General features: G+C 71.1%; 26 protein-coding genes. 16 read left to right on the top strand and 10 right to left on the bottom strand.

Features of this window, described 5'->3' with window-relative positions:
* Nucleotides 1-27 precede the first annotated feature (27 nt).
* On the bottom strand, nucleotides 28-1,242 hold the full coding sequence (gene hemW, locus AB0G50_RS01840; RefSeq protein WP_360101061.1) for a radical SAM family heme chaperone HemW: 1,215 nt from the start codon (nucleotides 1,240-1,242) through the stop codon (nucleotides 28-30).
* A gap of 94 nt (nucleotides 1,243-1,336) precedes the next feature.
* Here hemW and AB0G50_RS01835 point away from each other — a divergent pair, with 94 nt between their 5' ends.
* The 11 genes from AB0G50_RS01835 to AB0G50_RS01785 all read left to right on the top strand — a co-directional run bounded on the left by AB0G50_RS01835 (nucleotide 1,337) and on the right by AB0G50_RS01785 (nucleotide 10,629).
* On the top strand, nucleotides 1,337-1,423 hold the full coding sequence (locus AB0G50_RS01835) for a putative leader peptide (RefSeq protein WP_360101268.1): 87 nt from the start codon (nucleotides 1,337-1,339) through the stop codon (nucleotides 1,421-1,423).
* A gap of 113 nt (nucleotides 1,424-1,536) precedes the next feature.
* Complete coding sequence (locus AB0G50_RS01830) at nucleotides 1,537-3,219, top strand: nitrite/sulfite reductase (protein ID WP_360101058.1); 1,683 nt, start codon at nucleotides 1,537-1,539, stop codon at nucleotides 3,217-3,219.
* Complete coding sequence (locus tag AB0G50_RS01825) at nucleotides 3,216-3,374, top strand: Insertion element protein (RefSeq protein ID WP_360101055.1); 159 nt, start codon at nucleotides 3,216-3,218, stop codon at nucleotides 3,372-3,374. Before AB0G50_RS01830 ends, AB0G50_RS01825 begins: the two co-directional genes overlap by 4 nt.
* Nucleotides 3,371-4,072: a phosphoadenylyl-sulfate reductase gene (locus AB0G50_RS01820; RefSeq protein WP_360101053.1), complete on the top strand. Its 702-nt coding sequence runs from the start codon at nucleotides 3,371-3,373 to the stop codon at nucleotides 4,070-4,072. Before AB0G50_RS01825 ends, AB0G50_RS01820 begins: the two co-directional genes overlap by 4 nt.
* Nucleotides 4,069-4,971 carry a sulfate adenylyltransferase subunit CysD gene (gene cysD / locus AB0G50_RS01815; protein WP_360101050.1) on the top strand — a complete coding sequence of 301 codons (903 nt, stop codon included), beginning with the start codon at nucleotides 4,069-4,071 and terminating at the stop codon, nucleotides 4,969-4,971. Before AB0G50_RS01820 ends, cysD begins: the two co-directional genes overlap by 4 nt.
* The gene (locus AB0G50_RS01810) at nucleotides 4,972-6,297 is read left to right on the top strand and encodes a GTP-binding protein (protein WP_360101047.1); all 1,326 of its coding nucleotides are present in this window, start codon (nucleotides 4,972-4,974) and stop codon (nucleotides 6,295-6,297) included.
* An 86-nt stretch (nucleotides 6,298-6,383) separates the two neighbouring features.
* Nucleotides 6,384-7,412, top strand: coding sequence for an ABC transporter substrate-binding protein (locus tag AB0G50_RS01805; protein ID WP_360101265.1), 1,029 nt, complete (start codon nucleotides 6,384-6,386; stop codon nucleotides 7,410-7,412).
* 22 nt (nucleotides 7,413-7,434) lie between these two features.
* Nucleotides 7,435-8,220, top strand: a complete 786-nt coding sequence (locus tag AB0G50_RS01800; RefSeq protein ID WP_360101044.1) for an ABC transporter ATP-binding protein — start codon at nucleotides 7,435-7,437, stop codon at nucleotides 8,218-8,220.
* Nucleotides 8,204-9,079: an ABC transporter permease gene (locus AB0G50_RS01795; protein ID WP_360101041.1), complete on the top strand. Its 876-nt coding sequence runs from the start codon at nucleotides 8,204-8,206 to the stop codon at nucleotides 9,077-9,079. Before AB0G50_RS01800 ends, AB0G50_RS01795 begins: the two co-directional genes overlap by 17 nt.
* Nucleotides 9,076-9,795: a sirohydrochlorin chelatase gene (locus AB0G50_RS01790; protein ID WP_360101038.1), complete on the top strand. Its 720-nt coding sequence runs from the start codon at nucleotides 9,076-9,078 to the stop codon at nucleotides 9,793-9,795. The genes AB0G50_RS01795 and AB0G50_RS01790 overlap by 4 nt, the downstream gene beginning before the upstream one ends.
* Nucleotides 9,796-9,855: 60 nt before the next feature.
* Nucleotides 9,856-10,629, top strand: a complete 774-nt coding sequence (locus AB0G50_RS01785) for an enoyl-CoA hydratase family protein (RefSeq protein ID WP_360101035.1) — start codon at nucleotides 9,856-9,858, stop codon at nucleotides 10,627-10,629.
* Nucleotides 10,630-10,710: 81 nt separating this feature from the next.
* Here the strand turns inward: AB0G50_RS01785 and AB0G50_RS01780 are convergent, their stop codons facing one another.
* Genes AB0G50_RS01780 through AB0G50_RS01765 form a run of 4 tightly spaced genes read right to left on the bottom strand, consistent with a single transcriptional unit; the run spans nucleotide 10,711 to nucleotide 12,143 of the window.
* The gene (locus AB0G50_RS01780; RefSeq protein WP_360101032.1) at nucleotides 10,711-11,103 is read right to left on the bottom strand and encodes a hypothetical protein; all 393 of its coding nucleotides are present in this window, start codon (nucleotides 11,101-11,103) and stop codon (nucleotides 10,711-10,713) included.
* 48 nt (nucleotides 11,104-11,151) lie between these two features.
* Nucleotides 11,152-11,418 carry a barstar family protein gene (locus tag AB0G50_RS01775; RefSeq protein ID WP_360101029.1) on the bottom strand — a complete coding sequence of 89 codons (267 nt, stop codon included), beginning with the start codon at nucleotides 11,416-11,418 and terminating at the stop codon, nucleotides 11,152-11,154.
* Nucleotides 11,415-11,894: a ribonuclease domain-containing protein gene (locus AB0G50_RS01770; protein ID WP_360101026.1), complete on the bottom strand. Its 480-nt coding sequence runs from the start codon at nucleotides 11,892-11,894 to the stop codon at nucleotides 11,415-11,417. The genes AB0G50_RS01775 and AB0G50_RS01770 overlap by 4 nt, the downstream gene beginning before the upstream one ends.
* Nucleotides 11,895-11,903: 9 nt before the next feature.
* Nucleotides 11,904-12,143, bottom strand: a complete 240-nt coding sequence (locus tag AB0G50_RS01765; protein ID WP_360101023.1) for a hypothetical protein — start codon at nucleotides 12,141-12,143, stop codon at nucleotides 11,904-11,906.
* Nucleotides 12,144-12,210: 67 nt separating this feature from the next.
* Between AB0G50_RS01765 and AB0G50_RS01760 the strand changes: the two genes are divergently transcribed.
* Nucleotides 12,211-13,182 (top strand): zinc-binding dehydrogenase, encoded by a 972-nt coding sequence (locus tag AB0G50_RS01760; protein ID WP_360101020.1) that lies wholly within the window; start codon nucleotides 12,211-12,213, stop codon nucleotides 13,180-13,182.
* Nucleotides 13,183-13,653: 471 nt separating this feature from the next.
* Nucleotides 13,654-15,111 (top strand): amino acid permease, encoded by a 1,458-nt coding sequence (locus tag AB0G50_RS01755; RefSeq protein ID WP_360101017.1) that lies wholly within the window; start codon nucleotides 13,654-13,656, stop codon nucleotides 15,109-15,111.
* A 49-nt stretch (nucleotides 15,112-15,160) separates the two neighbouring features.
* Here the strand turns inward: AB0G50_RS01755 and AB0G50_RS01750 are convergent, their stop codons facing one another.
* The 3 genes from AB0G50_RS01750 to AB0G50_RS01740 form a co-directional block, all read right to left on the bottom strand.
* Complete coding sequence (locus AB0G50_RS01750; RefSeq protein WP_360101014.1) at nucleotides 15,161-16,786, bottom strand: DUF885 domain-containing protein; 1,626 nt, start codon at nucleotides 16,784-16,786, stop codon at nucleotides 15,161-15,163.
* Between the two features lie 28 nt (nucleotides 16,787-16,814).
* A complete protein-coding gene (locus AB0G50_RS01745) occupies nucleotides 16,815-17,852 on the bottom strand; it encodes a nitronate monooxygenase (RefSeq protein ID WP_360101011.1) in 1,038 nt (345 codons plus the stop codon).
* 85 nt (nucleotides 17,853-17,937) lie between these two features.
* Nucleotides 17,938-19,449, bottom strand: a complete 1,512-nt coding sequence (locus tag AB0G50_RS01740) for a glycosyl hydrolase family 18 protein (RefSeq protein ID WP_360101008.1) — start codon at nucleotides 19,447-19,449, stop codon at nucleotides 17,938-17,940.
* A gap of 102 nt (nucleotides 19,450-19,551) precedes the next feature.
* Here AB0G50_RS01740 and AB0G50_RS01735 point away from each other — a divergent pair, with 102 nt between their 5' ends.
* Entirely contained in the window at nucleotides 19,552-19,992 is a 441-nt protein-coding gene (locus AB0G50_RS01735) for an HD domain-containing protein (RefSeq protein ID WP_360101005.1), read from the top strand.
* Between the two features lie 84 nt (nucleotides 19,993-20,076).
* Nucleotides 20,077-20,946: a 2-dehydropantoate 2-reductase gene (locus tag AB0G50_RS01730; RefSeq protein ID WP_360101002.1), complete on the top strand. Its 870-nt coding sequence runs from the start codon at nucleotides 20,077-20,079 to the stop codon at nucleotides 20,944-20,946.
* On the opposite strand, the gene AB0G50_RS01725 is transcribed toward AB0G50_RS01730, so the two are convergent.
* A complete protein-coding gene (locus AB0G50_RS01725; protein WP_360100999.1) occupies nucleotides 20,943-21,380 on the bottom strand; it encodes a type II toxin-antitoxin system PemK/MazF family toxin in 438 nt (145 codons plus the stop codon). The genes AB0G50_RS01730 and AB0G50_RS01725 overlap by 4 nt on opposite strands.
* A gap of 101 nt (nucleotides 21,381-21,481) precedes the next feature.
* Here AB0G50_RS01725 and lepA point away from each other — a divergent pair, with 101 nt between their 5' ends.
* Nucleotides 21,482-23,323: a translation elongation factor 4 gene (gene lepA, locus AB0G50_RS01720; RefSeq protein ID WP_360100996.1), complete on the top strand. Its 1,842-nt coding sequence runs from the start codon at nucleotides 21,482-21,484 to the stop codon at nucleotides 23,321-23,323.
* Between the two features lie 58 nt (nucleotides 23,324-23,381).
* Here the strand turns inward: lepA and AB0G50_RS01715 are convergent, their stop codons facing one another.
* Entirely contained in the window at nucleotides 23,382-24,827 is a 1,446-nt protein-coding gene (locus AB0G50_RS01715) for a hypothetical protein (protein ID WP_360100993.1), read from the bottom strand.
* Between the last annotated feature and the right edge of the window lie 3 nt (nucleotides 24,828-24,830).

Genomic DNA, 24,830 nt, shown 5'->3' with positions numbered 1-24,830 from the left:
CGACCGCACCGGATCGGGTGATCTTCGTCAGGTCAGCCGGTGGACGACCGCGTCGGCCAGCAGGCGGCCGCGGTCGGTGAGCACGCAGCGGCCCTCGTCCAGGGCGTCCGGGTCCAGGAGGCCGTCGGCGGCGGCGGACTTCGCCTCGGTGCGGCCCTCGGGCGCCAGGGCGTCGAGCGGGAGGCCGTCGGAGAGCCGCAGTTCGAGCAGGACGCGTTCCACGCGGCGGTCGTCGGCGCCCAGGGTCTCCCGGCCGGCGGCGGGCGAGTGGCCCCCGGCGAGCACCTCGGCGTACTTGGCGGGGTGCTTGACGTTCCACCAGCGGACGCCGCCGACGTGGCTGTGCGCGCCCGGGCCCGCGCCCCACCAGTCGCCGCCGCGCCAGTACAGGACGTTGTGCCGGCACCGCGACGCCTCGGACGCGGCCCAGTTGGAGACCTCGTACCAGGACAGGCCCTGCGCGGTGAGGGCGGCGTCGATCAGCTCGTACTTGTCCGCCAGCACGTCGTCGTCGGGCATCGGGATCTCGCCGCGGCGGACCCGGCGGGCCAGCGCGGTGCCCTCCTCCACGATGAGCGCGTAGGCGGACACGTGGTCGACGCCCGCCTCGGCGACCGCGTCCAGCGACCGGCGGAGGTCGTCGGTCGTCTCGCCGGGGGTGCCGTAGATGAGGTCGAGGTTGACGTGGTCGAAGCCGGCGGCGCGGGCCTCGCGGGCGGCGGCGACCGGGCGGCCGGGGGTGTGGTTGCGGTCGAGCAGCGCCAGCACGTGCCGCACCGCGGACTGCATGCCGAGCGACACGCGCGTGTAACCCGCGTCACGGATGCCCGCGAAGAACTCCGGCGAGGTCGACTCCGGGTTGGACTCGGTGGTCACCTCGGCATCCGACTTGACGCCCAGTGACGAGCGGACCGCGGCGAGCACGTCGGCCAGGCCGTCCGCGCCGAGCAGTGACGGTGTGCCACCGCCGACGAACACGGTGTCGACCGGTGGCGGGGTGCCCAGGACGCGGGCGGCGAGGTCGAGTTCGCGGCGCAGGCCCTCGAGCCAGGACTGCGGCGAGGCGGAAGTGCCCAGCTCACCGGCGGTGTAGGTGTTGAAGTCGCAGTAGCCGCACCGGGTCGCGCAGAACGGGACGTGCACGTAGACGCCGAGTCCGCGGCTCCCCAGGTCGGCGAGCGCGGACACGGGCAGTGAGCCGTCGGGCGGAGCGGGGTCGCCGGTCGGCAACGCGGAGGGCATGGGTCACATCCTCCCACTTCCAGCCCTCGTGACCCCCGTCCCACCATGCGGTTGACTGTGGACCACGGGGTGGACGCGTGGCACGCTGAGCCCCATGACCTCGACCGGAGTCCGCCTGGTGGTGCGCCGCCACGTCGACTTCCGTCGTGTCTCCAGCGCGATGTGCCGTCCTTCGGCATAACCCGCGCCCGACTTCAATGTTCCCGTCGGCGCCGGGCGCGCTGACGAGACCCCCACCACGGCACCACCGGGACTCGGACGCGCTCCAGCGCCCCGATTCCCCGGAGGACGAGGATGGTCCCCCCGACTACGACGCCCGGGCGCGTTAAACAGCGCCGAGGTGAGGGGCAGTGGGCGCTGGGCTACCGCGAGCCGCTGAACCCCAACGAGCGGAGCAAGAAGGACGACAACCCGCTCAACGTGCGGTCCCGGATCGAGAACATCTACGCGCACGGCGGGTTCGCCTCCATCGACCCGGCCGACCTGCGGGGGCGCTTCCGCTGGTACGGCCTCTACACCCAGCGCAAGCCCGGCATCGACGGCGGTCGCACGGCCACCCTCGAGCCGGAGGAGCTGGACGACGAGTACTTCATGCTCCGGGTCCGGATCGACGGCGGGCGGCTGACCACGGCGCAGCTGGCGCTGATCGGCGAGCTGTCGCAGACCTACGCGCGCGACACCGCGGACATCACCGACCGGCAGAACGTCCAGTACCACTGGATCCGCGTCGAGGACGTGCCGGCGATCTGGCAGAAGCTCGAGGCCGCCGGGTTGACCACGATGGAGGCGTGCGGTGACAGCCCCCGGGTGATCCTGGGCTCGCCGGTCGCGGGCATCGCGGCGAGCGAGCCGATCGACGGGTCGCCCGCGATCGACGAGATCCTCCGCCGCTACATCGGCGACCCGCGGTTCTCCAACCTGCCGCGCAAGTTCAAGACCGCGATCTCCGGGCTGCCGGACGTGGCGCACGAGATCCACGACATCGCGTTCGTCGGCGTGGAGCACCCCGAGCACGGCCCCGGCTTCGACCTGTGGGTGGGCGGCGGCCTGTCGACCAACCCGATGATCGGCAAGCGGCTGGGCGCGTGGGTGCCGCTGGACGAGGTCCCGGACGTGTGGGAGGGCGTGATCAGCGTCTTCCGCGACTACGGCTATCGCAGGCTGCGGCACCGGGCGCGGATCAAGTTCCTGGTCGCGGACTGGGGTCCGGAGAAGTTCCGCGAGGTGCTGGAGGACGAGTACCTCAAGCGCAAGCTGGTCGACGGTCCGGCGCCGGTGGTGCCGGACGTGCCGTTGGACCACGTGGGCGTGTACCCGCAGAACGACGGCCTGTTCTACGTGGGCGCGGCGCCGATCGCGGGCCGGGTCAGCGGTTCGACGCTGGTCGAGGTGGCCAAGGCGGTGGAGCGGGCCGGTTCCGGCCGGGTCCGGTTGACCCCGCAGCAGAAGATCGTGGTGCTCGACGTCGCCGAGGCCGAGGTCAAGGGGCTCCAGGCGGACCTGGCGAAGCTGGGGTTGCAGACCGAGCCGTCGCCGTGGCGGCGCGGGATCATGGCGTGCACCGGCATCGAGTTCTGCAAGCTCGCGATCGTGGAGACCAAGGCCCGCGCGGTCGAGCTGGTGTCCGCGCTGGAGACCCGGCTCGCCGACGTCGTCGACGGCGTCACGGCCCCGATCTCGGTGCACATCAACGGCTGCCCCAACTCGTGCGCCCGCATCCAGACCGCGGACATCGGGCTCAAGGGCATGATCGTCACCGACGAGCGCGGCGACCAGGTCGAGGGCTTCCAGGTGCACCTGGGCGGCGGGCTCGGCCTCGACGCCGGGTTCGGCCGGAAGCTGCGCGGCCACAAGGTGACCGCCGCCGAGCTGTCGGACTACGTGGAGCGCGTGGTGCGGAAGTTCGTCGCCGGGCGCGAGCCGGACGAGCGGTTCGCGCAGTGGGTCACCCGGGCGGACGAGGGCGACCTGAAATGAGCGAGCGCGCCACGCCGTTCCACTGTCCGTACTGCGGCGACGAGGACCTGCGGCCCGAGGAGGAGCCCGCCTACTCGTGGCTGTGCGCCTCGTGCCGCCGCGTGTTCACCGTGAAGTTCGTCGGTCTCAAACTTCCCGAGGAGGTCCGGAGATGACCGCTCCGACCAGGGTCGAGGAACTGCGGGTCATCGCCGAGGCGGCGTCGGTCGAGTTGGCGCACGCGTCCGCGGAGGACGCGCTGGCCTGGACCGCGCGCACGTTCGGCGAGAGCTGGATCGTGGCGTCGAACATGCAGGACGCGGTGCTCATCGACCTGGCCACGAAGGTCAAGGCGGACATCGACGTGCTGTTCCTGGAAACCGGCTACCACTTCGCGGAGACGATCGGCACCCGCGACGCGGTGGACCTGGTCTACCCCGGCACGCACATCGTCAACGCGGCGGCCGAGCAGTCGGTGGCCGACCAGGAGGCCGAGTTCGGCCTGCTGAACCGGACGAACCCCAACGAGTGCTGCCGGCTGCGCAAGGTGATCCCGTTGCAGCGCACGCTGCGCAACTACGACGCGTGGGTCACCGGCGTGCGCCGGGTCGACGCGCCGACGCGGGCGGACACGCCGATCGTGCAGTGGGACGAGCGCAACGGCCTGGTCAAGGTCAACCCGATCGCGGCGTGGACCGACGAGGAGTTCACCAGCTACATCGCCGACCACGGGATCCTCGAGAACCCCCTGGTGCAGGCGGGTTATCCCTCCATCGGCTGTGCGCCGTGCACCGCCAAACCGCTGCCCGGGTCGGACCCGCGCAGTGGCCGGTGGGCGGGTCAGTCGAAGACGGAATGCGGGTTGCACGGATGACAGGCACAGCTTTGGACACGTTGGGGCGCTTGGAGTCCGAGGCGATCCACATCTTCCGCGAGGTGGCGGGGGAATTCGATCGGCCGGTGATCCTCTTTTCCGGCGGCAAGGACTCGACGCTGCTGCTGCACCTCGCCATCAAGGCGTTCTGGCCCGCGCCGGTGCCGTTCCCGCTGTTGCACGTCGACACCGGGCACAACTTCCCCGAGGTCATCGAATTCCGCGACCGGGTGGTGGCCCGGCACGGGTTGCGGCTGGAAGTGGCGAGCGTACAGGACTTCATCGACGACGGGCGGCTCGCGGAACGTCCGGACGGCACCCGGAATCCGTTGCAGACCGTGCCTTTGCTGGATGCGATCACCACTCACAGGTTCGACGCGGTTTTCGGCGGCGGACGCCGTGACGAGGAGCGCGCGCGGGCGAAGGAGCGCATTTTCAGCCTACGCAACGCGTTCGGTCAGTGGGAACCGCGGCGGCAGCGTCCCGAATTGTGGAACCTCTACAACGGAAGGCACCGTCCGGGGGAACATGTACGCGTGTTCCCGCTGTCCAACTGGACGGAACTCGACGTCTGGCACTACATCGCGCGAGAGGAGATCGAGTTGCCGTCGATCTATTACTCGCACCAGCGCGACGTGTACCTGCGTGACGGGATGTGGCTCGCGGAAGGCCCCTGGGGCGGCCCGCGCGACGGGGAGGAATTGGTGTCGAAGACGGTGCGCTACCGCACGGTCGGCGACGGTTCCTGCACCGGCGCGGTGGAATCGGACGCCGCCGACATCGAGGCCGTGATCTCCGAGGTCGCCGCGTCCCGACTGACCGAGCGCGGCGCCACGCGCGCCGACGACCGGTTGTCCGAGGCCGCCATGGAAGACCGCAAGCGGGAGGGGTACTTCTAAATGAGCGACCTGTTGAGGTTGGCGACAGCCGGCAGCGTGGACGACGGCAAGTCCACGCTGGTCGGAAGGTTGTTGTACGACACCAAGTCCGTGCTCGCGGACACGCTCGACGCGGTGCACCGCGCCAGCGCGGACCGGGGCCTGACGACCCCGGACCTGTCGCTGCTGGTGGACGGCCTGCGCTCGGAGCGCGAGCAGGGCATCACCATCGACGTGGCCTACCGCTACTTCGCCACGCCCAAGCGGTCCTTCGTGCTGGCCGACACCCCCGGGCACGTGCAGTACACCCGGAACACGGTCACCGGCGCGTCCACCGCGCAGCTGGGCGTGCTGCTGGTCGACGCGCGCAAGGGCGTGATCGAGCAGACCCGCAGGCACGCCGCGGTGCTCGCGCTGCTGGGCGTGCCCCGGCTGGTGCTGGCGGTCAACAAGATCGACCTCGTGGACTACGACGAGGTCACGTTCTCCCGCATCGCCAAGGAGTTCACCGCGCACGCCACCGCGCTCGGCTTCGCCGAGGAGAACGTGGTGGAGATCCCGGTGTCCGCGCTGGCGGGCGACAACGTGGTGGACCGCTCGGCGAACACGCCGTGGTACGACGGCCCGACGCTGCTGCACCACCTGGAGACCGTGCCGGTCGACTCCGACCCGCACGACGCGCCGTTCCGGTTCCCCGTGCAGTACGTGATCCGGCCGCGCACCGCGGAGTTCCCCGACTACCGCGGCTACGCGGGCCAGGTCGCGGCGGGCACCGTGCGGGTGGGCGACGAGATCTCCGTGCTGCCGTCGGGTTCGCGCAGCCGCGTCACGGGCATCGACACCGCCGACGGCCCGCTGGACGAGGCGTTCGCGGGCCAGTCGGTGACGCTGCTGCTGGCCGACGACGTGGACCTCTCGCGCGGCGACCTGATCGCGGCGGCGGGCGCGGGTCCGGTGGTCACCGACGAGTTCGAGGCGACCGTGTGCTGGTTGTCCGACAAGACGTTGACGCCCGGCGCTCGGGTGCTGGTCAAGCACGGCACGCGCACCGTGCAGGCCATCGTGACCACGCTGCACACCCGGTTCGACGAGCAGAAGCTCGCGAGCGCACCGAGCCCGTCGTCGTTGGGGCTCAACGAGATCGGCCAGGTGGCGGTGCGCACCGCCGAGCCGATCCCGGTCGACGACTACACGCGCAGCCGCCGGACCGGGTCGTTCCTGGTCATCGACTCGGCCGACGGCAGCACCCTGGCGGCGGGCCTCGTCGGCGCGCCGCTGCCCGAAGTGGGCGGGGTGGGCGACTCCGCCCCGGCCGACACGCACGCCCTCGTTTCGCCCGGTCCCTGAAACACCGCAGAAAGGCCTCCTCCGCCGTGAGCTCAAGACGCAGCATCCTCACCAAGTCACTGGCCGTAGTGACCGCGTTCGTCGCCCTGACCGCGTGCTCGCGGGCGGACAGCGGCGGCAGCGCGGCCACGTCGAGCGCCCCCGTCCAGGGCACTCCGGCCACAGAGCTCCGGCTCGGGTACTTCCCGAACGTCACGCACGCCGCCGCGCTGGTGGGTGTGGACAAGGGCCTGTTCGCCAAGGAACTGGGCGACACCAAGCTGACCACGCAGACGTTCAACGCGGGCCCGGAGGCGGTCAACGCGCTGCTGGGCAGCTCGCTGGACGCGACGTTCATCGGCTCCGGCCCGGCGATCAACGCCTACGCCAAGTCCAAGGGCGAGGCGATCCGGGTCATCTCGGGCGCGACCTCGGGCGGCGCGCAGTTCGTGGTGAAGCCGGAGATCAACTCGGCGGCGGACCTCAAGGGCAAGGTCATCACCACCCCGCAGCTGGGCAACACGCAGGACGTGGCGCTCAAGAAGTGGCTGTCGGACCAGAAGTTGACCGTGGGCACGGGACCGGACCAGGTCAACGTCACCAACACGGAGAACGCGCAGGCGCTGGACCTGTTCAAGAAGGGTGACGTCGCGGGCGCCTGGGTGCCGGAGCCGTGGTCCTCGCGGCTGGTGCTGGACGCGGGCGCCAAGGTGCTGCTGGACGAGAAGACCCTGTGGGACGGCGGCAAGTTCCCGACCACGGTGCTGATCGTGCGCACCGAGTTCCTGCGCGACCACCCGCAGACCGTCGAGGCGCTGCTGAAGGGCCTCGTGGCCTCGACCGACTACGCGACCGGCAACAAGGCCGACGCCAAGAAGGTCGTCAACGAGTCGCTGAAGAAGCTGACCGGCAAGGCGCTGGGCGACCCGGTGCTCGACCGCGCGTTCGAAGGCATCGAGCTGACCGTGGACCCGCTGGCCAAGACGTTCCCGCAGCTGGCGAAGGACGCGGTGACGGCCGGGGTGTCGAAGGAGGCGGCCGACGTCAAGGGCATCGCCGACTTCACGCTGCTGAACAAGGTGCTTTCGGCCGCGGGCAAGCCGTCCGTGGACGCCGCCGGGCTCGACAAGAAGTAGCACAGGGGAAGGCAGGCACACGATGACCGCCACTCTCGAACCCGCGACCGCGACGTCCACAGTGGACCCCGCGGTGACATTGTCCGGCGTGCGCAAGGTGTTCGGCCACGGCACATCGGCCGTGGTGGCGCTCGACGGCGTCGACCTCAAGGTCGCGCCGGGCGAGTTCGTGTGCCTGCTGGGCGCGTCCGGCTGCGGCAAGAGCACACTGCTCAACCTCGTCGCCGGTCTGGACGCGCCCTCCGCGGGCGGCATCGAGCTGACCACCTCGCGGCCGGCCGTGATGTTCCAGGAGGCCGCGCTGATGCCGTGGCTCACCGCGGAGCGCAACGTCGAGCTGCCGCTGCGCCTGGCCGGCCTCAAGCGCGGTCCGCGCCGGGAGAAGGCCGGCGAGCTGCTCTCGTTGGTGCGCCTGGAGGGTGCGGGCCACAAGCGCCCGCACGAGCTGTCCGGCGGCATGCGGCAGCGCGTGGCGCTGGCCCGCGCGCTGGCCTCCACGCTGGGCAGCGCCGAGGAGGGCACGCCCGGTCTGCTGCTGATGGACGAGCCGTTCGCGGCGCTGGACGCCATCACCCGCGACGTGCTCCAGGCCGAGCTCGTCCGGGTGTGGAAGGAGACGCGGACCGCGATCGTGTTCGTCACCCACGACGTGCGCGAGGCGGTCCGGCTCGGGCAGCGGGTCGTCCTGCTGTCCTCCCGGCCCGGTCGCGTGGTCCGCGAGTGGTCCACCGCGGACGGCGACCAGGCCGTGCTGATCGAGGAGATCACGACGCACCTGCGCGAGGTGATCAGTGGCCACGCGGCTTGACAACGACCTGGCGGCCGTCGGGGCGGGCCTGGACGCGCTGGACGCGCCCACCACCTCGCACCGGCCGTCGGTGTGGAAGCGCTTCGTGCGCACGGGCGTGCCGCCGATCATCGCCTTCGTGCTGCTGATCGGCGCGTGGCAGGCGCTGTGGGCGGCGGCGTTCTGGCCGGAGTACCAGCTCCCGTCGCCGCTGTCGGTGTGGAACTCGATCGCCGAGGCGGTCGAGACGGGTCGGGCGTTCGAGGTGCTGTGGACGTCGGTGAGCCGCGCGGTGCTCGGCTTCCTGACCGCCGTGGTGATCGCGACGCCGCTCGGCCTGCTGATCGCCAAGGTGCGCGTGGTGCGGGCCGCGATCGGCTCGCTGGTCACCGGACTCCAGTCGCTGCCGTCGGTGGCGTGGGTGCCCGCGGGCATCCTGTGGTTCGGCGCGACCCCGTCGACCATCTACTTCGTGGTGCTGATGGGCTCCGTGCCGTCGATCGCGAACGGCCTGGTGGCGGGCGTCGACCAGATCCCGCCGCTGCTGCCCAGGGTCGGCCAGGCGCTGGGCGCGGGGCGGCTCGCGTCGGCCAGGCACATCCTGCTGCCCGCCGCGCTGCCCGGTTACCTGGCCGGGTTGAAGCAGGGCTGGGCGTTCTCCTGGCGGTCGCTGATGGCCGCCGAGATCATCGCCACCTCGCCGCAGCTGGGCGAGGGCCTCGGGCAGTACCTGCACAACGGGTCCTCGCTCAACGACATCTCGATGGTGATCGCGGCGATCTTCCTGATCCTGCTGGTGGGCGTGGGCATCGAACTGCTGGTGTTCCGCCCGCTGGAGCGCGCCGTGCTGCGCGCCCGCGGCCTCACGGGCGCGCTGTGACCGCACTGGTCGCCGTCGCCCACGGTTCCCGGGACCCCCGCTCCGCGTCCGCCGTGCGCTCGCTGGTGGACGTGGTGCGGGAGCTCGCGCCGGAACTCGACGTGCGCACCTCGTTCCTCGACCTGTCCGCGCCGCTGCTGCCCGACGTGCTGCGGTCGGTCGCGGCGGACGGCCACCGGCACGCCGTGGTCGTGCCCCTGCTGCTGGGCAAGGCCTACCACGCGCGCGTCGACGTGCCGTCCGCGGTGACGGCCGCCGCCGTGCCGGTGGACGTGCGCATCGCGGACGTGCTGGGACCCGACCACCGCCTGGAGTCCGCCGCGCTCCGCCGCCTCGCCGCGGCGGGCGCGCACCCCGGCGACCGCTCCCTGGGCGTGGTCCTGGCCGCGGCCGGCAGCTCGCACGAACCGGCCAACGCGACCGTGGCGTCGATCGCCGCGTCCTGGGCACACCGGTTCGGCTGGGCAGGCGCGGAAGCCGCCTTCGCCTCCACCGCCACCCCGGACGTGCCGACCGCGATCGCCCGCCTGCGGGCCCGCGGCGCGACCCGGATCGCGGTCGCCTCGTGGTTCCTCGCCCCGGGTTTCCTGCCCGACCGGGTGGCCCGGCTGGCCGGACAGGCGCCGGTGGCCGCACCGCTCGGGCCGGACCTGGCCGTGGCGTCCCTGGTGCTGGACCGCTACCACGCGGCACTGCCGGTCGCGGTGCCCGCCTGACCGGAGTCCACCCACCGCCGCCCACCGCGCCCGCCCGACCCGACTCGTAGAGTGCGGGCCATGGCAGACGAGCTGGTCCACTACGAGGTGCGGCGTGGCATCGCGACGATCACCTTGGACTCCCCGCACAACCGCAACGCCCTGTCGACCAGGCTGCGCGCCGAGCTGACCGGCCACCTGAAGGCGGCCGTGCACGACGACGCGGTCCGGGTGGTCGTGCTGACCCACACCGGCCCGGTCTTCTGCTCGGGCATGGACCTGAAGGAGGCCGGCGGCGCGAGTTCCGACCAGCAGGGCGTCAACGAGTTCCCGGCGATCCTCGAGCAGCTGTGGACCAGCCCGAAACCGGTCGTCGCCCGCCTGGCCGGCCCGGCCCGCGCCGGCGGCGTCGGCATCGTGGCCGCGTGCGACATCGCGATCGCCGCCGACACCGCCACGTTCGCGTTCAGCGAGGTCCGCATCGGCGTGGTCCCGGCGGTCATCTCGGTGACCGTCCTCCCCCGCCTGCTCCCCCGCGCCGCGCACGAGCTGTTCCTGACCGGCGAGACCTTCGACGCCCACCGCGCCACCACGATCGGCCTGGTCAACCGGGCCGTGCCGGCCGACGACCTGGACACCGAGGTCACCCGCTACACCGACATGCTCGCCCTGGGCGCGCCCAACGCCCTGGCCGCCACCAAGCGGATGCTCCAGGACCCCCGCCCGACCAACCTGGGCGAGGTCTTCGCCGACATGCTGGAACTCTCCGCCCGCCACTTCGGCGGTCCCGAGGGCCAGGAGGGCATCACCGCGTTCGTGGAGAAGCGCAAGCCCACGTGGGTCCCCACCGACTGACCGGACCCCGGCCGACCCGCCAGGACCCCGGGTCGGCCGAACGGCCACCACGCCCGGGACGACCCACCCGCGCTCGGCGCGTCAGAACCAGCCGGTGCACTCGATCCGACCCGCGGACGACCCGCAGGCGCGCATCAACCGCCCGTCGTCGTCGTACGCCCCGGTGTGCGCCCCGTCACCCGAATCGACCCGCCGGTACCCGAGGAACCCCTCGTACCCGGACCCGTCGGGCCGCATCCGGTCGGTCCAGATCTCCTCGCCGGGCGTCGCCGACGACAACCGTCCCCACGCGCACCGGGTCCGGTTCGACGCCCGCAACTCGACCACCCGCCCGTTGTGCATGGTCACGGGGTTGTCCCCGTCCTTCACGTCGAACGGCGTGAAGGCCTCGGCGTAGTCACACCCGGGATCGTCGACAACCCCGTAGGACACCGGTGAGAGCAACACGAACACCACGAACCCGGCCACGACCATGACCGGACACTGTGGCCCGACTCCACAGCGCCCGCAGGACGACGTCCCTCAGTCGGGGTACTCCACGGTCAGGAACCGGGCCCGCCCGGCCGTCCGCACCACCGCGTCGGCCAGCACCCGTTCCACCCCGGGATCACCGCCCGACCACACCAGCACGTGCTCGCCCACCGGCAACCAGGACAGGTCCGACGCGAGGTCGTACAACGCGTCGAGGTTGCGGCCGTAGTAGTCGGGGAAGTCCAACGCCTCCCCGATCGCCTCGAGCACCGCCCGACGCCCGTGCACGCCGTCGGCGACCACGTGCCGGAACGTCATCGCGTCACGTCCACGACCACGAACGACCCGTAGTGGTCACCGGTGTAGAAGAACTCCTTCGCACTGCCGACGACCAACCGCCGGGCACCGCGGTCGGGGCTGTCCGGCGTGGGCACGGTGTACTCCTTGTAATACCCGGAGTCCTTGGCGGGCAGCAGCTTCTCGCGGTTCTCGAAAGCCACCCCGTCGTTCGACGGGTAGGGGAACGGCCCGCCCTTGTCGATCAGCTTGACGGTGGCCGCCGCCTCCTTGGGCAGTTCGGACAGCGATTTCACCGCCAGCCCGGAGGTCTGCCCGGGTACGTTCTGCCCGGACTTGCCCGCCGCCACCTTCGTGGACGGCGAAGCGGCGGCCGTGGAGGAGGAACTCGCGGGGGACGCCGTGTCGTCCCCGCCGAGATCCTTGGCGAAGTAACCGACGACGACCAGAACGACAAGCCCGATCAGGGCGACAGTGAGACGACGCGCAGGGGTCACCCGGTCAGACTACGAACCGGACTCGACCTTTCCAGCCCCAGGGGGCAGGACGTCGTTGACATCTTCACCCGAATCCCGAACCGGGTTGATCCGCGCGGAGGCGTCGTCGACCACCCGGTCGATCAACCGCGCCACCCCGAGCGCCAGGGGCAGCAGCACGCACATGAGCAGCCCGAACTGGAACGGGAAGGGCAACTGGGCAAGCCACAGCTCGACCCCGTCCCACCACTGCGCGACAGCCTCCGGCACCCCGAAAGCCTACTGCGGTGAGCCGCTTCACCGCACACGAACGGCTACCACTCGGTAAGTTGCGCCCATGTTCGCCGTCTACGCAGCCGAGCCGAGCCCCGACGACCCCCTCTCCGCCCTCCGCCTTGGCGACCGCCCCACCCCCGAGGCGCCCGAGGGCTGGGTGAAGGTCGCGATGCGCGCGGCCAGCGTGAACATGCACGACCTGTGGACCCTGCGCGGGGTGGGCATCAAGCGCGAGAGCTTCCCGATGATCCTGGGCTGCGACGGCGCGGGCGTGCTGGAGGACGGCACCGAGGTGGTCCTGCACTCGGTGATCAGCTCCCCCGACTGGTCCGGTGACGAAACCCTGGACCCGGGCCGCACCCTGCTGACCGAAAAGCACCAGGGCACCTTCGCCGACCACGCGATCGTCCCGAAGCACAACGTGCTGCCCAAACCGAAGGACCTGACCTTCCCCGAAGCCGCGTGCATGGGCACCGCGTGGCTGACCGCGTACCGAATGCTGTTCGTGAAATCCGACCTCCGCCCAGGCCAGACGATGCTCGTCCAGGGCGCATCAGGAGGCGTGGCGACAGCACTGATCCAACTCGGCAAAGCCGCCGGCTTCCAGGTGTGGGCAACAGGCCGAACCGAGGAAAAACGAGCCCTGGCCACCACCTTGGGCGCCCACGCCACCTTCGAACCGGGAGCCCGCCTCCCCACCCGAGTGGACGCGGTCTTCGAAACAGTGGGCAAGGCAACCTGGTCCCACTCCCTGAAGTCCCTGAAACCAGGCGGCACGGTGGTCATCTCCGGCGCGACAAGCGGAGACGCCACCGCAGCGGAACTACAACGAATCTTCTTCCTACAACTACGCGTAGTCGGCTCCACCATGGGCACCAAACAAGAACTGGCAGACCTGCTCCAGTTCTGCGCCCTCAACAACCTACGCCCCCAAATCGGCCAAGAACTCCCCCTCCAGGAAGCCAAAACGGCCCTGACCTCCCTACTCAACGGCGAAACCGCAGGAAAAATCGTCCTCACAACGACGACGTAACCCGCCCGGGCACCAGCCCACAGGCCAAGCCCGGCGCGCTCTCCCCGTATGGCCTGGGCGCAGCCCAACCGCATGTGTCAAGGGGGCGCATTAAGCGCTACCGCCGCCCAAACTCACAAACCGCCCCCTTGACGCATGTGGTTGCCTCCGGCAGGCCATACGGGGAGAGCGCGCAACGCCCTTCCTCCCCGGAGGCGCTGCCCGTCCGGCGAGGACGCTTTTACGCTCTGATCCCAACCCACTTCACACACGCACCCACACCCACACGCACCCACTCCCGACACCCAGCCACACCCACACCCACTCCCCAGCCACACCCACACCCACTCCCCCACACCCCACAGCACCCAAACGGCCCACCCCAGTTGTCCACCCGAACAACCCACCACCCCCACAGTTGTGAAGTAGGACAGAATCCGCAGTGCGCAGCACGCGTAGGTTCGCCGCACACACACCACCGAGGGAGCTGGCATGAGCGTGCAGGGCGGTTTCGGCCAAGGCAGCGGTGTGTTCCGCCGCAAGCCCATCGACCAGATCGCGAACGACCCCGGCACCGGCCTCACCAGGACCCTGGGCCTGTGGCAGCTGACCGCCATCGGCATCGGCGGCATCATCGGCGCCGGCATCTTCTCCCTCGCCGGGGCCGTCGCCAACAAGACCGCGGGCCCCGCCGTCCTGATCTCCTTCCTCATCGCGGGCATCGCCAGCGCCGCCGCGGCCTTCTCCTACGCCGAGTTCGCGGGCCTGATCCCCAAGGCGGGCTCCGCCTACACCTACGGCTACGCCGTCCTGGGCGAGATCGTCGGCTGGTTCATCGGCTGGGACCTCCTCCTCGAGTACACCGCCATCGTCGCGGTGGTCGCGATCGGCATCTCCGGCTACTTCACCGAACTCCTGAGCCTGCTGAACATCCACCTCCCCGAGTGGATGCTGGGCGCGCCCGGCACCGAACCACCGGGCACCGCCTCCGGCTCGTACAAGGTCAACCTGTTCGCCGCCCTGCTCTGCCTGCTGATCGCGTTCATCCTGAACCAGGGCATGAAGAACGCGGCGAGGTTCGAGACGGTCCTCGTCTACCTCAAGATCGCGATCGTGCTGCTCGTGGTGGTCGTCGGCGTGTTCCACATCGACACCGCCAACTACAACCCGTTCTTCCCGTTCGGCCTGTCCGGCGCGTTCACCGGCGCCGCCACCGTCTTCTTCGCCGTGTTCGGCTACGACGCGATGAGCACCGCGGCCGAGGAATCGAAGGACTCCCAGCGGCACATGCCCAAGGCGATCGTCTACTCGCTGGCCGTGTCGATGGTGCTCTACGTCCTGGCGTGCCTGGTGCTGACCGGCATGGTGAGCTACCGCGACATCGACGCGGAAAGCGCGTTCGCCACCGCGTTCGCCGACATCGGCCTGCCCGCGCTGGGCATCGTGATCTCGGTCGGCGCGGTGCTGGGCATCACCACGGTCCTGTTCACGTTCCTGATGGGCGCGGCCCGCGTCGGCTACTCGATGAGCCGCGACGGCCTGCTGCCCAAGTGGTTCGCGAAGACCCACCCGGTCAAGCACGTGCCGACCCGCACCACGTGGGTGCTGGGCATCGCGTCCGCGGTGATCGCGGGCTTCCTGCCCATCGCCGAGGCCGCCGAGCTGACCAACATCGGCATCCTGCTGGCGTTCGTGGTGGTGTGCGTCGCGGTGATCGTGCTGCGCTACAAGCAGCCCGACCTCCCGCGCACGTTCAAGACGCCGGGGATGCCGGTCGTCCCGGTCCTCGGCGTGGTGTTCTCGATCTGGCTGATCACCTTCCTCGCACCCGAGACGTGGCTGCGCTTCGCCGTGTGGTTCGTCATCGGGCTGGTGGTCTACTTCACCTACAGCCGGAAGCACTCGGAACTCGACGGGCCCGACCGCACGCCTCCGTCCTCAGTGGACTAAAAGAGACGCACCGCGCCCGGACCGCCCTGATCCCGGAACAACCGGCACCTCACCCGACCGACGAGCACCACCGGTCGACCACGTCGGCCAGCACGGCCATCGGCAGCGGCCCGCCGCCGAGCACCAGGTCGTGGAACGCCCTGATGTCGAAGCGGTCGCCCAACCGCCGCTCCGCCTCACCGCGCAGGCGCTGGATCTCCAGTCGCCCCACCATGTAGGACAGCGCCTGCGCGGGGTTCTCGATGTACCGGTCCACCTCGGAGAAGATGTCCACGTCCGGCATCACGGCGTGCGCCCGCAGGTACTCCACGGCCTGCTCCCGACTCCACCGCAACGCGTGCAACCCGGTGTCCACCACCAGCCGCGCCGCGCGCAACGAGTCGGCCGACAGCATCCCGAGCCGCGCCACGTCGGAGCTGTACAACCCCATCTCGTCGGCCAGCCGCTCGGTGTAGAGCGCCCACCCCTCGAGGTAGGCCTCCACCGACGCGAACCGCCGCAGCAGCGGCAGGTCCGTCAGCTGCTGCGCCAGCGCGATCTGGAAGTGGTGTCCCGGAACGCCCTCGTGGAACGCGGTCGCCTCGGCGCTGAACCGGTCGCGCTGCTCGGCCCGGTGCGTGTTGACGAAGTACGTGCCCGGCCGCGACCCGTCCAGCGCCGGGTCGACGTAGTAGGCCAACGGCGCGTTGGGCGCGTCCGCCTCGGGCACCGCCTCCACCGCGCACCGCGCCCGCGGCGTCACGCCGAACCAGTCGACGGCCACCAGTTCGGCCCGGGCGATGGTCTCCTTGGCCAGCGCCACCATGTCCTCGGCGCAGGCCCACTTCAACCCGGGGTCGCCCAGCAGCCGGGCCCGCACCTCGGCCGCGGTGACCGGACCGAACACCCGCGCGCCGATCTCCTCGTACTCCCGGTCGAGCGACTCGATCAGGTCGAGCCCGACCCGGTGCAACTCCTCGGGGGTGTGCGCGGTGGTCGTGTAGACCTGCGTCAACTCGGCGTAGCGCCGGTCGCCGTCGCGCAGCCAGCACAGCCCGGGCCGGTCCTCGCCCCGGCCGAGCGGCGCCACCTCGTCGCGCAGGAAGTCCCGGTACCGGGCGAAGGCGGGTCGCAGCACCTCCCGGGACAGCCGGTCGGCCTCGCCCGCGAACCCGGTGTCCCACAACGGTCCGGTGAGCGGGTCGACGGACGCGGCCAGGTAGCGCTCCAACCTCTCCACCGCCGCCGTGACCAGGTGCGCGACCGGCGTCCGCTCGGACTCGCGCTGCCGCAGCGTCAACGCCTCCAGGTACCCGGGCAGGGCGCCGAGCCTGGTCAGGTAGGCCCGCCGCGCCCCGTCGTCGGCGGGCGCGGTCAGGGGTAACGCCGCCAGCAGCAGCACCACGGGCGCGTTGAGCCCTTCGGCGTACGTGTGCTCCACGAGCCCCGCGTCCAGCCGGCGCACGAGCGAGGTCGCCTGCTGCGCCACCACGGCGCGCGTCACCGGGTCGTCGTCGCCTTCCCGCACCCGTGCGGCGATCTCCTCGGCTCTTCGCCGGCACCGGGCCGCACCGACGGCGGTGGGGTCGGGCAGTCGGTCGTCCCAACCGGGTATGCCCAGCAGGGTCGCCATGACCGGGTCGACGTCGAGGACGAGGGAGAGGAGGTCGTCGGCAAGTTCGCGCGCAGTCGTCACCCGGCCATTCTGACCCGCGAATGCGTTGCTACATCGGTGGAATACGCAGGACGGCCGCGGCGAGCGCCTCGCGCGCCTCGCGGTGCAGCCGCCGTACGACCTCCGCGGCGGGGGCCGGACGGGCGAGCGCGTAGGTCTGCCCGGCCCACAGCGACATCAGCTCGGGATCACCCGTGGCGCGCACCGGTTTGGTCAGGTGGTGCACCTGCGGGTACGCGGCCGGCGCGTGCCCCTCGTTCTCCACCAGGAACCGGTTCACCAGCCCGCGCGCCGGGCGTCCGCTGAACGCCCTGGTCAACGCGGTGCGCCGGGTGCCGTCGGCGAGCGCCTCCCGGTGCGCGGCCGAGGTTCCGGCCTCCGGGCAGGACAGGAACGCGGTGCCGAGCTGCGCCGCGACCGCGCCCGCGGTGATCACCGCGGCGACGTCCGCGCCGTGCACCAGCCCGCCGGCCGCGATCAGGGGCAGGTCCACTCGGGCGCGGACCAGCCGCAGGGCGGCGAGTACGCCGAACAGTTCGCCCCCACCGGGTGATATTCCGTCGTCGCAGAACGTGCCGCGGTGCCCGCCGGCGTCACTGCCCTGCACGCACAGGGCGTCCGCGCCGACCCGGGCGGCCTGCTCGGCCTCCTGCGGGGTGGTCACCGTGACGACGACCGCGGAGCCCGCCGCGCGCAGCCGGTCCACGTCTCCGGACGAGGGGAGGCCGAAGGTGAACGACACGACCGGAACCCGCATGGCCATCACGAGTTCGAGCTTCGCGGCGTAGGAGTCGTCGTCCCAGCGCGGCTCGCCCGGCTCGGTCGGCGACTGCGCGCGCACCCGCTCGCGGTACCCGGTGACGTCCACAGTGGACTTCGCGCCGGGCACGAAGAGGTTGACCCCGAAGGGCCGCGAGGTGAGCGAGGCGGTCGCGGTCAACTGCTCCGCGACCGCCTCGACACCGAGGTACCCGGCGGCCAGGAATCCCAGGCCGCCCGCGTTGCCCACTTCCGCGACGAGCGCGGGGGTCGACGCGCCACCCGCCATGGGCGCCGCGACGACGGGAACGTCGAGTCGATCGAACATGACGCCGACGATAGTCCCGTTCACCGCCGAAGTGCGGAGGCCGAAAGGCCCGTCCTGACTGCCGGGACGGGCCTTCCGGACCCGGTTACGGCAGGGCGTCCAGGGCGGGCGCCACCGTGTTGGAGAACTGCCAGTTGTTCGCCGCGTCCCAGTTGATCGACCAGGTCATGGCGCCGCGGATGCCGGGGTAGGTCTGCGACGGCTTGAAGGAGCCGCAGCTCGTGCCCTTGGCCAGGCAGTTGAGCGCCGCCACGACGTTGGCCGGCGACTGGTAGCCGCCGCCCGCGCCGGACGGGGACGCCGGCAGGCCGAGGCCCACCTGGTCGTCGCGCAGCCCGTTCTGCAACTGGATGCACGCCAGCGAGGTGAGGAAGTCCACCGTGCCCTGCGAGTACACCTTCTGGTCGCAGCCGAGCATCGCGCCCGAGTTGTAGAACTGCATGTTGTTGATGGTCAGGATGTCCTTGACCGCCAACGCGAGCTTGAAGTACTCCATGCCGGTCGACTGCATGTCGATCGTCTGCGGGGCGAACGTGATCAGCGTGCCGCCGGCCGCGTAGATCTGGCGAAGGGCCTGGGCCATGTACGTCGAGCTGACGCCGTTCTCCAGGTCGATGTCGACGCCGTTGAAGCCGTAGTTCTGGATCAGCGTCCGCATGCTGTTGGCGAAGTTCGACGCCGCAGTCGAGCTGTTGACGCTGATGGTGCCCTTCTCGCCGCCGACGGACAGGATCACCTTCTGGCCGCGGGCCTGGAGGGTCTTGATGTCGGCCTTGAACTGGGCGTCGGAGTAGTTGAGGCTGCTCGACAGCACCGGGTCCAGGGTGAAGCTGACCGCGCCCGGCGTGCTGGTCGCGTCCGCGAACGAGACGGCCACGATGTCGTACGTGGTCGGCACGTCGGAGAGCTTGAGCAGCCGCGACTTGTTGTCGAAGTTGTGCCAGTAGCCGGTCAGCACGTGCTTCGGCAGCTTCGGGTCCTGCGGGTTCGTCGTCGTGGTCGTCGTGGTCGTCGTCGTGGTCGTGGTGGACGTCGTGGTGCTGGTCGACGTCGACGTGGACGTGGTCGGCGAGGTGGACGTGGTGGTGCTGGTCGGCGGGGTGCCCGGACCGTCGAGCACCACGTCGTCGACGTAGTAGGTGGGCTGGCCGTACCAGCCGTTGACGTAGATCGTCACGCTGGTGCTGCTGCCCGTGGTGAAGTCCAGGTTCAGCTGCGAGAAGCCGGTGGAGCCCGGCGTCCAGGTGTTCTTGTCCGTGCTGCCGGTGCCGGTCACGCCCAGGTAGACGTAGCTGCCCTGCACCCACGCGCTGAGCTTGTACGCGGTGTTCGCCTTGACCTGGATGGTCTGCGAGCACTTGGCGTTGTCCGACCCGGCAGGGGAGCCGGCCAGGGCGTGCGTGCCACCGTGCTTGACGGCGGTCTGGGCGGTCGTGCCGCCCGTGCAGGTCCAACCACTGGTGTTGCCCGCGTCGAAGCCCGCGTTGGCCACCAGGTTGGCCGCGGACGCGCTGCCCTGCACCACCAGGGTCAGGCCAACGACGGCCAGCGTACCGGCCACCAGCGCGGCCAGTGCGCGTCTCGTCCTCGAAGCCACGTGCACCTCCATGAGATCCATTCGGCGGCCTTGCCCAGGTGCAGGTGACCTGGACCACTGGCAAAATGGACTAGACCACTGGACCTTGTCAAGGGTGTGACCATGGTGGATGTGACGTTCACGGTCGAAAACGCCGTCCTGATTGCCCGCGAGGCGCACCGCGGGCAGGTCGACAAGTCCGGCAAGCCCTACATCGGGCACCCGCTGCGGGTGATGGCCCGGGTCGTCGGCGACCACGCCCGGATGGCCGCCGTGCTGCACGACGTCGTGGAGGACACGCCGGTCACCGCGGCCGACCTGCTGGCCGCCGGCTGCCCGCCCGAGGTGGTGGCCACGGTGGTCGCGCTGAGCCACCTCGACGGCGAGCCGCAGGAGGACTACCTGCGACGGGTGGCCGCCGACCCGGTCGCGGTCGAGGTCAAGCGGGCCGACATCGCCGACAACACCTCGCCGGTCCGGATGGCCGACCTCGACCAGGCCACCCGGACCCGGCTGGAGGCCAAGTACGCCGCCGCGCTGGACCTGCTCGACCGGTTGTCCTGACCCCTGTGCCGCCGCCCGCCGCTCGTCACCCGGGCGCGGCGGTTCGTAGGCTGGACGGGACGACGACCTTCCCGAGGAGTGGTGATGGCTGCGATCGGCGTGCTCGGCCCCGGTGGGGTCGGCGGACTGCTGGCGGCGCGGTTCGGCGCGGCGGGCCACGACGTGGCGGTGGTGGCCTCCGAGCGCACCGCCGCCGAGATCACCGCGCGCGGGCTGCGGTTCCAGGCGCCGGACACGGCGATCAACAGCCGCCCGGTCGCGCGGCCGTACCTGGCCGAACCGGTCGACGTGCTGTTCGTCGCGGTCAAAGCCACCGGGCTGCTGGAGGCGCTGCGCCGGGTGCCCGCGTCCGTGGTCGGCGACGCGCCGGTGGTGCCGCTGCTCAACGGCGTCGACCACCTCGCGCTGCTGCGCGCTTCCTACCCGACGGTGATCGCGGCGAGCATCGCCGTGGAGGCCACCCGGCACCAGCCGGGCGTGATCCAGCAGGTGTCCGGCGCGGCCGACCTGGTGGTGGCGCGGGAGGACCTGGCCGAGCTGATCCGCGAGGCCGGGCTGAAGGTGACCGTGGAGCCGGACGAGCGGGTGCTGCTGTGGCGCAAGCTCGCGTTCCTGGCCCCGTTCGCGCTGCTCACGACGGGTGCGAACGCGGCGATCGGCGAGGCGCGCACGCTGCGCGAGGCGTGGCTGCGCCCGCTGGTGGACGAGGCCGCGGCGGCGTCCGGGGTGGACGTGAACACCGACGCGGTGGAGGCCGCGCTGCGCACGATGGACGACACCGCGCAGTCCTCGATGCTGCGCGACTTCCGCACCGGTCGCGAACTCGAACTCGACGCGATCGCCGGACCGGTCGTGCGCGAGCTGGGACCGGAGGGCGCCCCGACCACCCTGGAGGCGGTGCGGACGATCCTGGACGCCCTGCCGGTGGGCACCGAGCCCTGGACCCGGACCTAGCTCCAGCCGTGCTTGTCCCGCAGCGCGTCGACGACCTGCGAGAACCGCTCCGGCTCCAGCACCGAGCCCTCGCGCCGGATGTCGTCCTCGGCCAGCTCGAACACCCGGTCCAGCCGCAGGTAGGACCGGCGGCCGTCGCGGTCCCAGCGGCCCGTGCCCAGGTCGAGCCAGTCGTCCAGCTCGTTGTCGTGCGGCTCCTTGCTGGACAGCATCAGCCCCAGCAGCGCCTTGCGGTGCCTGCCGACGACCAGCAGCGGCCGGTCCTTGCCCCGCGACGGGTCCTCCTCGTAGGGCACCCAGGCCCACACGACCTCGCCCGGGTCGGCCAGGCCGTCCAGGTCGGGGGAGTACTCCAGTCGCGCCGCCGCGGCGGCCGAATGCACCTCGCGGACCGCTCCCCGCTCCGGGCGGGCGCCCTCACCGTTCTCGTACACGGCGGGAAGCCTAGATCCCCGCTCACGGCCGCGCGGGACGAGTCGGGCGCGCGACGTGAGAGAATGGCTCGATCCCCCGTCCTTCTGTGCGAGGAACCTGAGTGAGCACGTTCGCCGACGAGACCTTCACGCCGCCGGAACTGATCCGGAACTTCTGCATCATCGCGCACATCGACCACGGCAAGTCGACGCTGGCCGACCGCATGCTGCAACTCACCGGCGTGGTCGAGGCGCGGGCGATGCGGGCCCAGTACCTCGACCGGATGGACATCGAGCGCGAACGCGGCATCACCATCAAGGCGCAGAACGTGCGCCTGCCGTGGCAGCTCGACGGGCAGGACCACGTCCTGCACATGATCGACACCCCGGGGCACGTCGACTTCACCTACGAGGTCTCCCGGGCGCTCGAGGCGTGCGAGGGCGCGGTGCTGCTGGTCGACGCCGCGCAGGGCATCGAGGCGCAGACGCTCGCCAACCTGTACCTCGCGATGGAGAACGACCTCTCCGTCATCCCGGTGCTGAACAAGATCGACCTGCCCGCGGCGGACCCGGACAAGTACGCCAAGGAGATCGCGCACATCGTCGGGTGCGAGCCCGAGGAGGTGCTGCGGGTCTCGGCGAAGACGGGCCTGGGCGTCGGCGCGCTGCTGGACGAGGTCGTGCGCAAGGTGCCCGCCCCGGTGGGCGACGCCGAGGCGCCGGCCCGCGCGATGATCTTCGACTCGGTCTACGACACCTACCGCGGCGTGGTCACCTACATCCGCGTGGTCGACGGCCGCATCACGCCGCGCGAGCGCATCAGGATGATGTCCACCGGCGCCACGCACGAGCTGCTGGAAGTCGGCATCATCTCCCCCGAGCCCAAGCCGAGCCGCGGTCTGGGCGTCGGCGAGGTCGGCTACCTGATCACCGGTGTGAAGGACGTGCGCCAGTCCAAGGTCGGCGACACGGTCACCTGGGAGAAGAAGGGCGCGACGCAGCCCCTCGCCGGGTACCGCGAGCCCCGCCCGATGGTGTACTCCGGCCTGTACCCGGTGGACGGCTCGGACTACCCCGAGCTGCGCGAGGCGCTGGAGAAGCTCCAGCTCAACGACGCCGCGCTGACCTTCGAGCCGGAGACGTCCGCGGCGCTGGGCTTCGGCTTCCGGTGCGGGTTCCTGGGTCTGCTGCACCTGGAGATCACCCGCGACCGGCTGGAGCGCGAGTTCGGCCTCGACCTGATCTCCACCGCGCCGAACGTGGTGTACCGCGTGGTGATGGAGGACGGGACCGAGCACGTCGTCACCAACCCGTCGGACTGGCCGGACGGCAAGCGCGCCGAGGTCTACGAGCCGATCACCAAGTGCACGATCATCGCGCCGTCGGACTACATCGGCGCGATCATGGAGCTCTGCCAGGCCAAGCGCGGCCAGCTGGGCGGCATGGACTACCTGTCCGAGGACCGCGTCGAGCTGCGCTACACGATGCCGCTGGGCGAGATCATCTTCGACTTCTTCGACGCGCTGAAGTCCCGCACCCGGGGTTACGCGTCGCTGGACTACGAGGAGTCGGGCGAGCAGGACGCCGAGTTGGTCAAGGTCGACATCCTGCTCCAGGGCGAGGCGGTGGACGCGTTCAGCGCGATCATCCACAAGGACCACGCCTACGGCTACGGCACCCGGATGGCGACCAAGCTGCGCGAGCTGATCCCCCGCCAGCAGTTCGAGGTCCCGATCCAGGCCGCGATCGGCTCCCGGGTGATCGCCCGCGAGACGATCCGCGCGATCCGCAAGGACGTGCTCGCCAAGTGCTACGGCGGTGACATCACCCGCAAGCGCAAGCTGCTGGAGAAGCAGAAGGAAGGCAAGAAGCGGATGAAGATGGTGGGGCGCGTCGAGGTGCCCCAGGAGGCCTTCGTCGCCGCGCTGTCGACCGACGACTCCAAGGACAAGGGCAAGAAGTAGCCCCGCGCGCGCCGAACGGGCGGGCACCCCTTCGAGGGTGCCCGCCCGTTCTTCGTGCCTACCGCCTGGAGGACCAGGCGTTTCCGCCGTCACCCGCGTGGCCGGAGTGGCCGCCCGAGGTGTGGCTGGTGTTGCCCGCGTCGCCGGTGTCGCCGGTCGACCCCGTGCTGCCCGAGTCGCCCGAGGTCACGTGCGTGACCGAGCCCTTGGTCCACCCCTTGCTCCAGCCGTGGCCCCACTGGTGGCCGCCGAGGTCGAGCACGAGCGCCTTGTTGCCACCGGTCGAGCCGGACGCGCCCGAGTTCCCGGAGTTGCCCGAGGTCGCGGTGTTCGCGCTCGTGGCGTTGCCGCCCTTGCCCGAGTCACCGCCGTTGCCCGCGATCGCGGTCGAGCCGTCGTGCTTCCACGACCAGCCGTGGTTCCACGAACCGGACTTCGCCCACGCGTCGCCACCGTCACCGGCCGGGCCGGAGGTGCCGCCCGTCGTGGTGCTGTGGTTCCACGCGTCACCCGTGTCACCGGTCGACCCGGTGTTGCCCGAGTCGCCCGAGGTCACGTGCGTGGCCGAGCCCTTGTCCCAGCCCTTGCTCCAGCTGCGGTCCCAGCCGTGGTTCCACTGGTTGCCGCCGAGGTCGAGCACGTACGCGGCGTTGCCGCCGGTCGAGCCCGAGTCGCCGGAGTCGCCCGACGTTCCGGAGGTCGCGGTGTTCGTGCTGGTGGCGTTGCCGCCCTTGCCCGAGTCACCGCCCGCGCCGCCGACCGCCGAGCCGTGCCGGCCCTCGGACCACGCCGTGCCGCCGGCACCGGCCTGGCCGGAGTCGCCGCCCGTCGTGGTGCTGTGGTTCGAGGCGTCGCCCGTGTCGCCGGTCGACCCGGTGTTCCCGGAGTCACCCGAGTTCACGTGCGTGGTGCACTCGGCGAGCACGCACAGCCCGGCCGCGGTGTTGCCACCGGTGGAGCCGGAGTTGCCCGAGTCGCCGGAGTTCCCGGACGTGGCGGTGTTCGTGCTGGTGGCGTTGCCGCCCTTGCCCGAGTCACCGCCCGCGCCGCCGACCGCGGAGCCGTGCGAACCGGTGGCTGTGCCGCCGTCGCCCGCCCGACCGGAGTCGCCGCCGGTGGTGGTGCTGTGGTTGGCCGCGTCGCCGGTGCTGCCGGTCGACCCGGTGTTCCCGGAATCGCCGGAGGAGACCGACGTGTCGCACCGGGCGAGCACGCACACCCCGTAGGCGGAGTTGCCGCCCGTCGAGCCGGAGTTGCCCGAGTCACCCGAGTTGCCGGACGTCGCGGTGTTCGTGCTCGTGGCGTTGCCGCCCCGGCCCGAGTCACCGCCGGCGCCGCCGAGAACCCCGTGGCCACCGGTGCCGCCGACGACGGAGTTCACGACCTCGTTCAGGCCCAGGGGGCCGTGGTCCGCGGTGTCCGCGTTGGCCATCGTGCTGCCGAGCAGGACGAACCCGCCGGAGAAGACCGCGGCGAGCAAGCCGCGTTGAACATACCTGTGCATTGT

The organism is Actinosynnema sp. NPDC020468 (assembly GCF_040642015.1).
Taxonomy (GTDB): Bacteria; Actinomycetota; Actinomycetes; order Mycobacteriales; family Pseudonocardiaceae; genus Actinosynnema.
This window is presented reverse-complemented; position numbering and strand designations above follow the sequence as displayed.

Excerpts from the sequence above, each read along its gene's own strand:
- hemW (WP_360101061.1), bottom strand. The coding sequence starts at position 1,242 with ATGCCCTCCGCGTTGCCGACCGGCGACCCCGCTCCGCCCGACGGCTCA.
- AB0G50_RS01835 (WP_360101268.1), top strand. The coding sequence starts at position 1,337 with ATGACCTCGACCGGAGTCCGCCTGGTGGTGCGCCGCCACGTCGACTTC.
- AB0G50_RS01830 (WP_360101058.1), top strand. The coding sequence starts at position 1,537 with ATGGTCCCCCCGACTACGACGCCCGGGCGCGTTAAACAGCGCCGAGGT.
- AB0G50_RS01825 (WP_360101055.1), top strand. The coding sequence starts at position 3,216 with ATGAGCGAGCGCGCCACGCCGTTCCACTGTCCGTACTGCGGCGACGAG.
- AB0G50_RS01820 (WP_360101053.1), top strand. The coding sequence starts at position 3,371 with ATGACCGCTCCGACCAGGGTCGAGGAACTGCGGGTCATCGCCGAGGCG.
- cysD (WP_360101050.1), top strand. The coding sequence starts at position 4,069 with ATGACAGGCACAGCTTTGGACACGTTGGGGCGCTTGGAGTCCGAGGCG.
- AB0G50_RS01810 (WP_360101047.1), top strand. The coding sequence starts at position 4,972 with ATGAGCGACCTGTTGAGGTTGGCGACAGCCGGCAGCGTGGACGACGGC.
- AB0G50_RS01800 (WP_360101044.1), top strand. The coding sequence starts at position 7,435 with ATGACCGCCACTCTCGAACCCGCGACCGCGACGTCCACAGTGGACCCC.
- AB0G50_RS01785 (WP_360101035.1), top strand. The coding sequence starts at position 9,856 with ATGGCAGACGAGCTGGTCCACTACGAGGTGCGGCGTGGCATCGCGACG.
- AB0G50_RS01780 (WP_360101032.1), bottom strand. The coding sequence starts at position 11,103 with ATGGTCGTGGCCGGGTTCGTGGTGTTCGTGTTGCTCTCACCGGTGTCC.
- AB0G50_RS01775 (WP_360101029.1), bottom strand. The coding sequence starts at position 11,418 with ATGACGTTCCGGCACGTGGTCGCCGACGGCGTGCACGGGCGTCGGGCG.
- AB0G50_RS01760 (WP_360101020.1), top strand. The coding sequence starts at position 12,211 with ATGTTCGCCGTCTACGCAGCCGAGCCGAGCCCCGACGACCCCCTCTCC.
- AB0G50_RS01755 (WP_360101017.1), top strand. The coding sequence starts at position 13,654 with ATGAGCGTGCAGGGCGGTTTCGGCCAAGGCAGCGGTGTGTTCCGCCGC.
- AB0G50_RS01745 (WP_360101011.1), bottom strand. The coding sequence starts at position 17,852 with ATGTTCGATCGACTCGACGTTCCCGTCGTCGCGGCGCCCATGGCGGGT.
- AB0G50_RS01735 (WP_360101005.1), top strand. The coding sequence starts at position 19,552 with ATGGTGGATGTGACGTTCACGGTCGAAAACGCCGTCCTGATTGCCCGC.
- AB0G50_RS01730 (WP_360101002.1), top strand. The coding sequence starts at position 20,077 with ATGGCTGCGATCGGCGTGCTCGGCCCCGGTGGGGTCGGCGGACTGCTG.
- AB0G50_RS01715 (WP_360100993.1), bottom strand. The coding sequence starts at position 24,827 with ATGCACAGGTATGTTCAACGCGGCTTGCTCGCCGCGGTCTTCTCCGGC.